At 45.1% G+C, this 14,271-nt stretch carries 11 protein-coding genes; 6 read left to right on the forward strand and 5 right to left on the reverse strand.

Annotated elements, in window-relative coordinates:
* The first annotated feature begins 122 nt into the window (after positions 1-122).
* The 6 genes from fahA (at position 123) to FGM00_RS13995 (ending at position 5,692) form a co-directional block, all read left to right on the forward strand.
* Positions 123-1,367: a fumarylacetoacetase gene (fahA, locus tag FGM00_RS13970; protein WP_138853502.1), complete on the forward strand. Its 1,245-nt coding sequence runs from the start codon at positions 123-125 to the stop codon at positions 1,365-1,367.
* Between the two features lie 5 nt (positions 1,368-1,372).
* Complete coding sequence (locus FGM00_RS13975; RefSeq protein ID WP_138853503.1) at positions 1,373-2,269, forward strand: flavin reductase family protein; 897 nt, start codon at positions 1,373-1,375, stop codon at positions 2,267-2,269.
* 9 nt (positions 2,270-2,278) lie between these two features.
* On the forward strand, positions 2,279-2,980 hold the full coding sequence (locus FGM00_RS13980) for a CoA transferase subunit A (protein ID WP_138853504.1): 702 nt from the start codon (positions 2,279-2,281) through the stop codon (positions 2,978-2,980).
* Position 2,981: 1 nt separating this feature from the next.
* Positions 2,982-3,638, forward strand: coding sequence for a 3-oxoacid CoA-transferase subunit B (locus tag FGM00_RS13985; RefSeq protein WP_138853505.1), 657 nt, complete (start codon positions 2,982-2,984; stop codon positions 3,636-3,638).
* 121 nt (positions 3,639-3,759) lie between these two features.
* Positions 3,760-4,395: a SanA/YdcF family protein gene (locus tag FGM00_RS13990; RefSeq protein WP_138853506.1), complete on the forward strand. Its 636-nt coding sequence runs from the start codon at positions 3,760-3,762 to the stop codon at positions 4,393-4,395.
* 40 nt (positions 4,396-4,435) lie between these two features.
* Positions 4,436-5,692 carry an NRAMP family divalent metal transporter gene (locus FGM00_RS13995; protein ID WP_138853507.1) on the forward strand — a complete coding sequence of 419 codons (1,257 nt, stop codon included), beginning with the start codon at positions 4,436-4,438 and terminating at the stop codon, positions 5,690-5,692.
* 137 nt (positions 5,693-5,829) lie between these two features.
* Here the strand turns inward: FGM00_RS13995 and FGM00_RS14000 are convergent, their stop codons facing one another.
* The 5 genes from FGM00_RS14000 to FGM00_RS14020 all read right to left on the reverse strand — a co-directional run bounded on the left by FGM00_RS14000 (position 5,830) and on the right by FGM00_RS14020 (position 14,201).
* On the reverse strand, positions 5,830-7,776 hold the full coding sequence (locus tag FGM00_RS14000) for an OmpA family protein (RefSeq protein WP_138853508.1): 1,947 nt from the start codon (positions 7,774-7,776) through the stop codon (positions 5,830-5,832).
* 13 nt (positions 7,777-7,789) lie between these two features.
* Entirely contained in the window at positions 7,790-8,791 is a 1,002-nt protein-coding gene (locus tag FGM00_RS14005) for a PorP/SprF family type IX secretion system membrane protein (protein WP_236262789.1), read from the reverse strand.
* The gene (locus tag FGM00_RS14010) at positions 8,788-12,396 is read right to left on the reverse strand and encodes a T9SS type B sorting domain-containing protein (protein WP_138853509.1); all 3,609 of its coding nucleotides are present in this window, start codon (positions 12,394-12,396) and stop codon (positions 8,788-8,790) included. Before FGM00_RS14010 ends, FGM00_RS14005 begins: the two co-directional genes overlap by 4 nt.
* A 141-nt stretch (positions 12,397-12,537) precedes the next feature.
* Positions 12,538-13,422: an ACP S-malonyltransferase gene (gene fabD / locus FGM00_RS14015; RefSeq protein WP_138853510.1), complete on the reverse strand. Its 885-nt coding sequence runs from the start codon at positions 13,420-13,422 to the stop codon at positions 12,538-12,540.
* Positions 13,423-13,688: 266 nt separating this feature from the next.
* The gene (locus tag FGM00_RS14020; RefSeq protein WP_138854717.1) at positions 13,689-14,201 is read right to left on the reverse strand and encodes a gamma carbonic anhydrase family protein; all 513 of its coding nucleotides are present in this window, start codon (positions 14,199-14,201) and stop codon (positions 13,689-13,691) included.
* Between the last annotated feature and the right edge of the window lie 70 nt (positions 14,202-14,271).

A 14,271-nucleotide genomic window follows, 5' to 3' on the forward strand; every position in this document is an offset into this window, starting at 1 on the left:
GACATTGGTGAATTAATCTCATGAATATGGTAAGCTAGCGCGGATAAATCATGATCTTGGTGCACTTTTTTTTATACATTAGAATAATTGCAAAAAATTTAATCACGCAACACTAAAAGAAAATGACAAACGCAGCATGTTGGGTACCCATTCCCAAAAACTCCGATTTTTCGATACACAATATTCCCTTCGGGATTTTCTCGGATTCGAATGCGACCAAACGTATCGGTATTGCCATCGGCAACCACATTCTTGACCTTGCCGCCGCGGCCAAAGTCGGTGTTTTTGATGCGATATCCGTCGATAAGGGTGTTTTTACGAGCGAATTTTTAAATCCTTTTATCGAACTGGGCAAGGCGACTACCAGTGCTATTCGACGTACGGTTCAGCAAGAATTGACTAAGGAGGATTCGGTGTTACGAAAAGAGGAGTCCGTTTTGATTTCGAAGGATAATGCCACGTTGCATCTTCCTGTTTTCATCCGTGATTATACCGATTTTTATTCCAGCATTGAACACGCGACCAATGTGGGTACCATGTTCCGCGATCCCGACAAGGCCTTATTGCCCAACTGGAAACACCTTCCCGTCGGTTACCATGGCAGGGCTTCTTCTATTGTGGTCAGTGGTCACGACGTGCACAGGCCAATGGGACAAACGATGCCACCCGATGCGGAGCAGCCCGTTTACGGCCCCTCAAAACGTGTGGATTTCGAGTTGGAAATGGGCTTTATCATCGGAAGGCAGACCACCTTGGGCGAAACATTGAATACCACAAAAGCCGAAGACTATATCTTTGGAAAAGTACTATTGAACGACTGGTCGGCCCGCGACGTTCAAAAGTGGGAGTACGTGCCTCTAGGCCCGTTTTTAGCCAAGAGTTTTGCCTCACATATCTCTCCATGGGTAGTTACCATGGAAGCTTTGGAGCCTTTTCGAGTAGCAGGCCCGACCCAAGATCCCAAAGTACTGCCCTATTTGGAATATACCGGTCAGAAAAATTACGACATCAATCTAGAAGTCGCCCTTCAACCGGAAGGTGCGGAGAAGACCGTTGTTTGTAAATCAAATTTCAAGTATATGTATTGGAATATGGTGCAGCAACTCACCCATCATACCATGAACGGCTGTAACATCAACGTTGGGGATATGATGGCCTCCGGGACCATTAGTGGAAAATCGGAAGATTCATACGGCTCTATGTTGGAACTGGCCTGGGCAGGATCCAAACCGGTACAATTGAACGATGGTAGCGAACGCAAGTTCATTGAAGATAATGATACCGTAATTATGAGGGGTTTTTGCGAAAAGGATGGCGTTCGTGTAGGTTTTGGGGAAGTGAAAGCAAAAATTCTACCTGCTAAATAAAAAGTATGCTGCAAATTAAATCTATAGACCCTAAAACACTCCCTGTTCCCGAACTGCATCAGTTATTGCTGTCGGCGGTGGCTCCCAGGCCCATTGCCTTGGCAAGTACCATTGATTCGGAAGGGCAGGTGAATCTGAGTCCGTTTAGCTTTTTCAATGTTTTCAGTGCGAATCCGCCGATCTTGATTTTTTCCCCGGCAAGACGCGGAAGGGACAATACCACCAAACACACCTATGAAAATGCAAAAGCAAACCCCGAAGTAGTCATCAATATCGTCAACTACGATATCGTTGAACAGATGTCACTCTCAAGTACCGAATATGATAAGGAGGTAAACGAATTCGTCAAGGCCGGTTTTACCCAGGTTCCATCTGAAATAGTACGACCACCCCGAGTAGGCGAGGCACCTATCTCCTTTGAGTGCAGTGTCGACAAGGTTGTAGCACTGGGCGACCAAGGGGGAGCAGGTAATTTGGTGATCTGCAAGGTCGAGCGAATTCATATACAGACAAAATACTTGAGCGAAGCAGGAAAATTGGATACCGAAAAATTAGATTTGGTTGCCCGTATGGGATCCAGCTGGTATTGCCGTGCAAACGGTGATGCCCTGTTCGAGATACCCAAGCCTACTTTCAACAAAGGTATCGGAGTCGACCAACTGCCAAAACATGTTTTAAAAAGTACTATCTTAAACGGAAATCATCTAGGACGGTTGGGGAATTTAGAAAAATTGCCGGGAGATGAGCGCATAGAAAAACTCATAAACTCGCGGGAAATTGCGACCATTCTAAAAATGGATAACGAGTTGGAAAAAAGAAACAGACTGCACCAACATGCGCTGATGGCTATCGAAAAAAATGATTTGGAGCATGCCTTGGGCATTCTCTGCTGTTTAGATTAATTTAGTGATATGATACAGAAAGTAGTAGCAAACGTGAAGGAAGCCGCAATGGGAGTGTCGAACGATATGACACTTATGTTAGGTGGCTTCGGGTTGTCCGGTATACCCGAAAATGCAATTGCCGAGTTGGTACGCTTAGAAGTTTCGGGGCTTACCTGTATATCAAATAACGCGGGAGTCGATGACTTTGGCCTGGGGCTGCTGTTGCAAAAAAAGCAAATCAAGAAAATGGTTTCCTCCTATGTGGGCGAGAACGATGAATTTGAGCGCCAGATGCTCAGTGGTGAACTGAATGTGGAGCTGATTCCGCAAGGAACATTGGCCGAGAGATGCCGTGCCGCCCAAGCAGGATTTCCGGCAATTTATACCCCGGCAGGTTACGGAACCGAAGTGGCGGAAGGAAAAGAAACCAGGGAATTCAGCGGTAAAATGTATGTGCTGGAACATGCTTTTAAAGCCGATTTCGCTTTTGTAAAAGCTTGGAAGGGCGATACCGCAGGTAATTTGATATTCAAGGGTACGGCACGCAATTTCAATCCGAATATGTGTGGAGCGGCTACTATCACAGTAGCGGAAGTTGAAGAGTTGGTACCCGCCGGTGCTTTGGACCCCAATCAAATTCATATCCCAGGGATATTTGTGCAGCGTATTTTTCAGGGTGCGAAATACGAAAAGCGAATTGAACAACGAACCGTAAGAAAAAGAGCATAATATGGCACTAGATAAAACAGGTATCGCGAAACGCATTGCCAAAGAAGTGAAAGATGGCTATTATGTAAACTTGGGCATAGGTATCCCCACCTTGGTGGCCAACTACGTTCGGGACGATATCAGTGTGGAATTTCAAAGCGAGAACGGCGTATTGGGGATGGGGCCTTTCCCTTTTGAAGGCGAAGAGGATGCCGACATCATCAATGCAGGCAAACAAACGATCACAACCTTACCGGGGGCGTCTTTTTTCGATTCAGCCCTTAGTTTCTCGATGATACGTGGGCAGCACGTACAACTCACTATTCTTGGTGCCATGGAAGTTTCCGAAAATGGCGATATCGCCAACTGGAAAATCCCTGGTAAAATGGTCAAAGGAATGGGCGGTGCTATGGATTTGGTCGCAAGTGCCGACAATATTATCGTAGCCATGATGCATACCAACCGCGCAGGGGCTTCCAAGCTCTTAAAGCGATGCTCGCTACCATTGACGGGTGTGGGCTGTGTGAAAAAAATAGTGACCAACCTTGCCGTACTGGAGGTGACCCATGAAGGCTTTCGACTTTTGGAAAGAGCGCCAGGGGTAAGTGTTGAAGAGATAAAAGCAGCTACCGAAGGAACTTTGATCGTCGCCGGGGATATTCCTGAAATGGATATTTGACACTTGGCTATACCTAAATAGCTTTCTATGCGTTTTAAAAAGACACTGCATGGCATGTAGTACATGGTAAACGCAAAATTTGCGCTTCTATAACCTATCTTCGATGCGCTGACCTGCTCCGATGAAAAAAAAGCACTACAAAATACTGGGAGGGCTATTACTCTCTTTATTCTTGATCGTATGGGCCTGTAATTATAGGATCGATAGTGCAACCGAGGGAAAAACCTATTCCGAACTCAGCGAGTTACCTAAAAATAGAGTCGGGATTGTTCTCGGTACCTCGAGCAAATTGGCTAAGGGTGGTGCCAACCCCTACTATACCTATAGAATCAATGCCGCAGTAAAACTTTATCGAGCGGGTAAGATAGAATTCATCCTCGTAAGTGGTGATAATAGCACACACTACTACAACGAACCTAAAACCATCAAAAAAGATCTCATAAAGGAAGGGATACCCGCCGAAAAAATATTCTTGGATTATGCCGGCTTTAGAACTCTGGATTCGATGGTACGGGCGAAAGAAGTCTTCGGGTTGCAGCGCGTTACGGTCATCTCCCAGAAATTCCATAATGAACGGGCCATTTATCTGGCCGAAAAGAAGGGATTAATGGCCGTTGGTTTTAACGCAAGGGATGTTTCCGCCCGAAATGGGGCGAAGGTTCAGTTCAGGGAGTATTTCGCCCGCGTGAAAGTGTTTTTAGACCTTCTCTTCAACACCCAGCCAAAATTCTATGGCGACAAAGTGGAAATCAAGTAAAAGGATTTTCCTATTTTTAGGAACATCCATCTAAACCCCAATGTCAAAAACCAGAACCTTTATCAAAAACCTAGGGCCTGGGCTACTATTTGCAAGTATGGCCATCGGCACTTCCCATTTAGTCCTTTCTACAAAAGCAGGCGCCCAATATGGTTGGCTTATGATCATTCCTATTGTTTTGGCCAATATTTTTAAATATCCGTTCTTCGAATTCGGGATTCGCTACACGCACCTGACCGATAAAACGCTGATAGAAGGGTATCTGAACCGCGGTAAGGGCTACTTATGGTTCTATGCCGCAATAACCCTGGTGACCACCTTTACCATTTTGGCTGCGCTGTATACTGTTACGGCGGGACTGTTCATTAATCTTTTTAAGGTAGGCTCGATTTCGTTGAGCATGGTCGCATTGTGTCTTTTTGTATTTATTAGTGCGGTATTGATCATTGGTCGGTATCGTTTTTTGGAAAATTCCTTAAAACTGGTCGTCTCTATATTGTTTATCGCATTGCTGGTCACTACGATTTTGGTCATATATAGTGGCCAGGTGGAGGCCGCTCCTGATTTTAAACCCACACCCTTATTCAATGAAGCAGGTATTCTTTTTTTGATAGGATTAATGGGATGGATGCCCACCACTGTAGAGGCATCCAGTTGGGTCAGCCTTTGGAGTATTGAAAAATGGAAAGATTCTGGCGCGAAGCCCACTTTTAGACAGGCATTACAGGAATTCAATACGGGATATGTTCTTACGGGACTACTGGCGATTTTCTTTTTAACTATCGGCTGTATGACCCTTTATGGCACTGGCACAGAACTCAGCGGGAATGGTGTCATTTTTGCCGATCAAGTCGTTAGCCTATTCACAACTCATATCGGGTCCTGGGCGTATGTTTTCATCGCCGTGGCCGCCTTTGCGACGATGTTCAGCACTTGTATGACCGCCCATGATGCCGTGGCAAGGGTAAGCCTGGATATCATCGGATTGTTGTACCCAAAGCCGAAACAATTGCGTAATCGTGCCAACTTCGCGGTTGCGATTATTATTCTGGCCATAGTAAATTACGTGGTAATCGCGGCGTTCAGTGCGAATATGGGGCAGTTGGTCGCACTGGCTACCTTTGTTTCTTTTGTGGTGGCCCCGATTATCGGTTATATGAACCTGAAGAATGTGATGAGCGACGACCTACCAATGCAAAACAAGCCTAAACGATGGCTTCAGATACTTACCTATTTGGGTATTGTGTTTCTGACCTGCTTCTCCCTACTCTATTTCGGGATGGTACTCTTCCCTTAAAATTATCGACTTTGTGCTATTTGAAAGTGGTAGATGTGCTGAACTTACATGAAAATTGCGCAATACATCGTCTTGAGATTCCACATCAGAAAAAAACCTTTAAAGTTAGACGTGTTAGTTAAGGAGGGTGCGCTAAATTACTCGTTTAGCTCATCAAAATTGAGCACAACGAAAAGACTACGTCTGTTTTGATCATGTAAAAAATCAAGGCAGTAGACCCCGTTTTTACAATTATTCACGATTTGCGTCTCGCCATACCCGATGGCGGTCTCGATATTGCTTTTGGGTACACCGTTCTTTAAAAGATAGGAACGAATCGCATCGGCCCGTGCTTGTGATAATCGCTTGTTACTGCTGTCCCTGCCTTTACTACTTGTGTGCGTTTCTATTCTTAATCTGATTTCAGGAAATTGTTCAATTATACCGATGACCTTAATCAATTCTTTCGCAACTTCCGGATTCATACTGCTTTTTCCGTTCCCAAAAAAGAAATTATCAAGTTTTAGAACGGTCTTGTTCTCCTTTTCCTCAACAATATCATTTAGGAATGACATCTCGATATTCATGTTGCTCGTCTCTAAAGAATTATCGGGCGACGACTGCTCAAAGGTCTTAAAGTACATCGAATGTTTTGGTTTGGTCGCTTCGAGCGCTACTTGTTCTCTCCAAGGAATTTCCAAGCGATACGCCCCATCTGGTCCGGTAATCACTTCTTTTATCGGGTTTCGTTCCGCATCTAGGAGTTTCACCGAAACATCGGCTACACCAAGGTTCGTCTTAGAAGAAACCACGGCACCCTGGAACACCAACGTTTTTAGACCAGGCTTCCCAGCAACCTTAAATCCGTAAATATCGTCATTGCCGACTCCACCTGCCCTATTTGAAGCAAAATAGCCCTTAAAACCTTCTCCTTGGTCGTCCGGCCTGATGATCATACCAAAATCATCCGCCTGGGAATTGATGCCCGGTCCGAGGTTCACGGGAATACTGAAACTATTATCCGGTTGAATGTTACTTTTATAAATATCCATCCCGCCCAGACCATAAAAAATATCCGACGAAAAGTACAGGCTGTTATCTTGTATAAATGGAGCTATCTCATTTCCGGGGGTATTTATTCGAGGACCGAGATTTACTGGCTCGGACATCACTTGTGCTTCATTGGTAAAGACGTAGTAGATATCCGTTCCCCCGTATCCATCGTCAAAATTCGCCGCAAAATACAATTTACCAGATCCATCGTCATAAAACGGATAGTAGAAAGAAGTACTTAAATCCTTCAACACATACCTAAAAGAGCCACTGGCATCGATAAGACCAATGGCCAAGGAATTTTTGCGTTTGGAATCAAAAGCAAGATCACCATCCTTGTCAACGTTGGAGCTTACGTAAAATATGCTATTAAGCCCTTCCGAATAGAAAGGCGTGGCCTTGTGATAATCGACCTTCGGCATGCGCTTAAATGAGGACTGGTTCGTAAGCACGCCCCCCTGCCCTATATTCGCTTCAAAAATATCGAGATATGATTCTCCAGAAGGCCCGTAAATCTGTTTGGAATTACTTTTTCGACTCGTACTAAATAACAACTTGTCTTTATAGAATGCCGGGGAGATATCGGTTTGCGGACTGTTCGTATTCAGGTTGACAATATTAAAATCAGGCCCTGTATTGGTATTCCCCTCTAAAATCTCGAAGTTGAAGGTGGCGTTTTCCATCAGCTCATTGGTCATTCTGTCGCTCTTGGATTTTAAAAACGCTCGAACCCGCTGCGGTTCAGATGTTTTTGCCAAACTCTGGAGCATTTTATTAAAACGATTATCCGACATGATGCTATCCCTCTTGTTAATGTCAAGATAGATTTTCGCAGCGCTTTGATAATCGCCGGTTTTAAAATAGGAATCGGCAAGATTCAATAGCTGATGGTTTGAAATTATTTCACCTTGCTGCATCTGCTTCTCATAAGCCTTGATGGCATCGGCATAGGCATATCCATAGAAATACTTATCCCCATCATCCTTTAAGTCCTGTGCGGTTACAGCAAAGCATGCAATGAGAAAAAATAATATGAAACTTCTTAGCTGCATAATTCTAGCTGATTTAGAAAAATCTGGGTGTATCAATCTGTTTTGGATCTTTCTTTAAATTATTGCTCTTTCCGCTTCTACTGCTGCTACCGGTCCTACCGATTTGAAAGCGCAGCACTACCTCGGGGGTACCACTGTTATACTCACCTAAACCATTGGTGCTGTAATCATACGACACCCCAAAATAAATGGGATCCGATATCTGAAAACCCGCCAGGGCACTTACGGCATTTCCGAAACGGTACGAAGCCCCGAACACGAATTTTTCATTGAACAAAAAGTTTGCCGAAACATTGGTGTTCAAAGGAGCTCCATTGATATAATTGATAAGGAAAGCTGGCTTGAACTTCGTATTCGGCGAGAGTTCAAAAACGTAGCCTCCGATAAAATTGAACTGCATCTTGTCCTCGATTACCGTGGCCACCTCCTGATTGTAGGTGGCGTCGGTCAAGAAATTCGGGACAGAAGCCCCAAAATACCAATTCTCGTCGTACAGAAAAAGTCCCGCACCGATCGTCAGATAAAAATTGTTGATTTGTTCTTCACCTAATATCGGTTCTCCGGGATTTTCGAACGTACCCTTAGAGAAATCTACGTTCAACAACGATCCGCCTGCATCAACACCGAAAGACAGTTTCGTACTCTCGCTCACATTCAATTGATAACTGTAGGCCACATCGATAAAAGTCTGGCTCATCGGCCCTAATTGGTCGTTGATAACGTTGAACCCTAGGCCCATCTTTTCATTGGACAAAGGGATATTGGTTCCCAAGCGAAGGGTAGTTGGTGCCCCATCCAAGCCAATCCATTGCGTTCGGTACATGGCCGTGATTTCCGGGGTCTCGGTGGTACCAACATAAGCAGGATTAAAACTACCTATATTGTACATATACTGGGTGTACTGTGGTTCTTTCTGCCCGTAACCTATACTTGTCAACACAATGGCTATCGCAAACAACAACAGCGATCGATGACGGTAAATTATACGTGCGGGGTATTGCATTGGTTTCTTCATCTGATCAGCTGTATCCAACCTTTACTCGTTATTGTCTCGCTTGGTTCGCCCTCATTAAGTACGGTCACATTGAGACCGTAGAAATAGGTGCCATCGGGTACTTGTTCTCCCTTCCAGGTGCCGTCCCATGCTTCTGGTTCTGTAAGTCCCGAGGCTTCATACACTACATTACCATATCTATTGTATACATCTATACTGTAGTTGATATCAACCGCTTCATCAAGGCCTAATTCATTCTTACGAAGGTTGTTCACCTTTAACACATCGTTGATACCATCGGAATTCGGAGAAAATTGATTGTACAATATGCCGATTTCCAATTCGTTTCGCGTCGTTATCTCCAGAGTGACGGATGAAGTGCTGTCCGCAGCTTCCGGATCTGTTTCTTGCGGAGCGATAATTTGGGCCGTGTTGGTGACCGTCCCCGTACCTTCAAAAACCACTAGGTAAGACAACTCTATTTCCTCATCTACCTCAAGACTTCTGTTGATAGTCCATAGTCCCGTAGTACTATTAAAATCAGTTCCATCCGGTGCAGGAATCGTGTCCCTGATTTCAAAGGTGAGGCTCGAAAGGCTGTCCACTTCAAATGCATCCCGTACCCTGATATTCCCAATACTACCTTGTTCCGATTTGTTGGTGACCTTTATAAAATATTCCACCGTAAGGGTATTCTCGATATCGTTTACCAATCCGGTCAATTGCTGGAGTCTTTGCGTATCCGGACCCAATCTTGCGGTTTTCTCTACGACAAGATTTATGCCTTCAGGTTGTTCAACACCCAAAGCGACCGTGCTACTGTCGTTTTCTGGATTGCTATCGTCAGGACTGGACTCCAGCAACTGAGCGGTATTGCTGTACATCTCATTTTCATCAATTACTACTGTTGCGGTAATCAAAAGGCTTGCAGCCTCACCTACCTCCAAATCGGTAAAATCCCAGTAGCCTGTATCCAAATCATATGCCCCAGCGGAGGCGCTCTGGGATACGTATTCAAACCCACTTTCCAAAAGATCACCTATACGCACCTCTTCCGCTGTTCTGGGACCCAAATTATTGACTGTAATCGTAAATACGACATCTGTCTCTATCTCTGCATTTGGATTATCAATTGTTTTGATAACCTCTAGATCTATTGGTTCATCACAATTGCCGTTGTTAATATCGGGAATGCAAGCATTATTATTAGCAGGGTCTAATTGGTCTACTACGCCATCATCATCGGAATCGGCAAGATTGGAATCCAAAGCGTCGATGATACCATCATCGTCCTGATCTAAGGGGTTATCCGTTTCAGGACCTACCTCAACGTCATCGTTAATTAAATCATCGTCGGAATCGACATCATTGGGGTCGGTACCCAAAATCGCCTCCAGACCACCTAACAGGCCATCACCATCATCATCGGTATCGCAGCTACTTACCGATATACTCAGCGAAACCGATTCGTTGGTACAGGGCGCTTGCGCACCTGAGGTGGTAAAGGTGTAGACATAGTTGCCATTCGGTCTTCCGTTAAAATCGACAATATTTTGATTATCAAAAGGCACGTTTTCCGGACCGGATTCATAAACCCAAACACCGGCATCCTCATCGGTCAATAAAGTATCCAAATCCAATGTCGTTGTACCAAATGCGGGATTATTACAGGAAGAACCTCCAGTCGCCGCGGTACCTGTGGAGGGTTGGACAAGAACAGTTCCCGTAACCGGTACTCTTGGTGTTGAACAGCCATTCTCGGTAGCTTCAAGATAGTAGGTTGTTGTTTGATTCAATTGTCGTGATACGTTTGCTCCCTCAAATAAAACTGCACCACCGGTCGCAGCGGTATACCAATTAAAAGTTGCATTACTATTGGATGATGCTGAGAAGGTCACAGGACCTTCGCCGCAGCGTGTGCCTCCTTCTGCATTAATAATTTCCGGCGCGGTATTCTGGGTAATAACTAACTGCAATGCGGGACTTGCACAATCGTTCGTTGAATCATAAAAATAACCATAGTAAGTACCCCTTTGATTAACAATAGGCGGATTGGCAATCGGATTTGGAACACTGTCATCTGTGGGCGCGGTAAGACTCCACCTTAAAGCCGTTCCCATCGGGGGAACACTGTTCGTATAATCGTTGAGATTAACTGTGAAATCATCACAAAAAATTCTCATTTCTGTCGTGTCCAGCTCCGGAGCGACATTTCCAGCAATACAGGGGTCACAGTCCGAAACGGAAATGGTAACATCTTCAAAATCGTCATCGCAGGCTCCATCTCCCTCCAAGGTGTAACGGAAAACATAACTACCCGATGGCCTATTATTAAAGTCGACCATGCCACTATTTGGCACATTGATGTTCCCTCCGGGTCCGGATTCCTTAGTCCATTCGCCACCCGCATCCGCACCACTAAGTGCTGTATCCAGATCAAATTCGGTGGCGCCATTTGCCGCTTCATTACAACTGAACAATCCTGTATCGGCCGTTCCTGCATCCGGAGATTGATTGATGGTAATCGTGAGCGGGCCTTCGGACGGGCTCGCACAGGTTTGCGCGGCAGACCAGAAAACAGCGTAATACGTATCGGCCGGGGCGTTCGATGCCGCAGCTGGAGTCAGCAACTGGGCAGCGACCGCGGGGTCTTCTACCGTACTCCATCGCAGGGCGGTTCCCGCAGGAGCCGTGTCGTCAAAATAGGTGTTCAGGTCTACCCCGACTACATCGCAAAGGTCCGTCTCATTATTGTTCAAATCCGGTTCTTCATCCCCGGCGGGACAATCATTATCGGCTATGACCACCTCCCCGGAATTGGCGTCCGTAGCAATAACGAAACGATTGCTGATGGGTGTAGGCTCTGGCGTACCTAAGGTCAACACTACTATTTCGTCTGACTCAGGTTCGGAATCATCATCTGGAATGATATTAAGCGCCCTGGCCATCTGGGCTTCGTTTGGGAACGTAAATACAGTCTGACCCGTTGTTGTATAGTCCGAGGGACTTGCACCGTTTGTTGGTGGAGCGCTTAAGGTGTAGGGAACGGATATGGTTTGACCGGTCGCATTCACTTTATCAAGCCTAATAATGAATCGACCTCTAACCTCGTCTTCTTCGGCGGCATTGGGTTCCGTTACCTCCAAAGAAAAGGTCCCGATATCGTCGTCATCAATCGTCGCGGTTGCACTGTTTGCAGTACCACTCACGAAATAACCCGAACCGGGACTTGGCGGGTCTAGGGTAATGGTGATTTCCTCATCGATTTCAACTAAATCGTCGTCGATTATCTCTACGGTAATATCTACGTTGGTTACTCCTCCTCCAGGAACTGTAACAACTCCACTCAGCGTAGTATAATCGGTACCATTGACCGCATTGCCAGCGCCTGTGGTAATCGTGTAAGTTACCGAATAACTTGCAAAAAGGCCGCCTGCACTTTTTCTGACCCTAAAAGTAATGTCATCATTGGCCGTTCCTTCCGTACCTTCGTTATCCGGGACCGAAATCGACATCGTCTGTCCTTGAACCGCAGCGAACGAGAAGAGAAAAAAGAGAAGAAGAAAATAATTATATAACCGCCGATTCCCACTGGGAAGCAAACATGCGTTTTTTTTCAAATTCATAGCTGTTCAATTGAATCAAATAAATTCAATGTGTTTCATAGCCGGCAGGTCACATAAAATGGGCCTCAATATTACTAAAAAAAATACCCACAACCTTGTGAAAATGCCTTAAATATGGGTTTTTGTCGATAAAATGCCTACTCAATCGATTTCCGCACTGGCCGTTTGTGCCTCTTGGTGTATTTTTCTTACAAGGCCCTGTAAAACCTTTCCAGGCCCTACTTCAATGAAATTATTGGCACCATCCTTGACCATATTTCGAACACTTTGCGTCCACTTTACGGGAGCGGTCAATTGAGAAATCAGGTTGTTTTTTATTTCCGTGGCATCCGTCACCGCAATAGTGGGTACGTTTTGGTAGATGGGACATTTTGGAGTGCCAAAGTTGGTATTTTCGATAGCAGTTGCCAGTTCCTCCCTAGCAGGTTCCATTAAGGGAGAATGAAACGCCCCGCCTACTGGAAGCACCAAAGCCCGTCGAGCGCCTGCTTCCTTCATTTTTTCACAAGCAAGATTGATCGCCTCCACCTCACCGGAAATAACCAATTGTCCGGGGCAATTATAATTTGCCGGCACAACGATTCCATCAATTTTGGAGCAAATTTCGGCAACGACCTCATCATCCAAACCAAGAACGGCAGCCATAGTGCTCGACTGCATCTCGCAGGCCTTTTGCATGGCAAGTGCCCGTTTTGAAACCAATTGCAGTCCGTCTTCGAAATTCAATGTGCCATTGGCCACCAAGGCAGAAAATTCACCCAACGAATGCCCCGCAACCATATCCGGCTGAAAGCGCTCGCCCATTACCTTGCTAATGATCACGGAATGCAAAAAAATCGCCGGCTGAGTAACTTTGGTTTCCTTTAAATCTTCGGGAGTACCCTCGAACATCGTATCGGTAATGTGGAAACCCAAGATATCATTGGCATTTTCGAAAAGCTCTTGCGCCAAAGGGAATTTCTCATAGAGATCGAGTCCCATTCCCACGAACTGAGCCCCCTGGCCGGGAAAAATATATGCATTCATTCTTTCTTGTTTTATGGGACAAAAATAAACATATTAAAATCAGACGCAAACCGAGGCTGAACGATCAAATACGAACTCAGGTTTAAATTCAAATACAAATGTCAAATACAATATCAGATTCAAACAAAAAATGTGAAATCAAACAGAAGGTGCGCTGCTTAAGGGGTGAGCTTGACTGGTGGAGGAAGGATTAGGGTATATGAATTTCGCAGAATTGAATTACCATGACCTCAACTCATAACTCATAACTCATAACAAAGTAAGATTCACTCTTTAAACCAACTGGAATATTTAATGTAGTTCTCCGCAATCCTATCGATTTCCCCCTTGCTAAGTTCCGGACTGATATCTTTTATCTTCTTAGCGGGCATTCCTGCGAAAACAGTTCCTGGTGGCACATGGGTACCTTTGGTTAAAACGGCACCTGCCGCAATAATGCTATTACTTTCCACCACGCAATCGTCCATCACAATACTTCCCATTCCGATCAGCACGTTATCGTGTATGGTGCAGCCATGAACGATGGCATTATGTCCTATGGAAACATTATTGCCGATAGTGGTGGGCGACTTTTGATAGGTGCAGTGTACGACGGCACCATCCTGTACATTCACCTTATTGCCCAATTTGATAAAGTGCACATCGCCACGAAGCACGGCATTGTACCAAATACTGCATTGACTCCCCATACTTACCTCCCCTACGATCACCGCGTTTTCGGCTATAAAACAATCTTCCCCTATTTCGGGACTTTTTCCGTTGATGGTTTTTGTTATCATAGTTTCGGGTTTGTGGTTTGTGGTTTGCGGTTTGTGGTTTGTGGTTTGTGGTTTGTGGTTTGTGGTTTGT

Origin of the sequence: Aggregatimonas sangjinii, from assembly GCF_005943945.1 — a bacterium.
GTDB lineage: Bacteria > Bacteroidota > Bacteroidia > Flavobacteriales > Flavobacteriaceae > Pelagihabitans > Pelagihabitans sangjinii.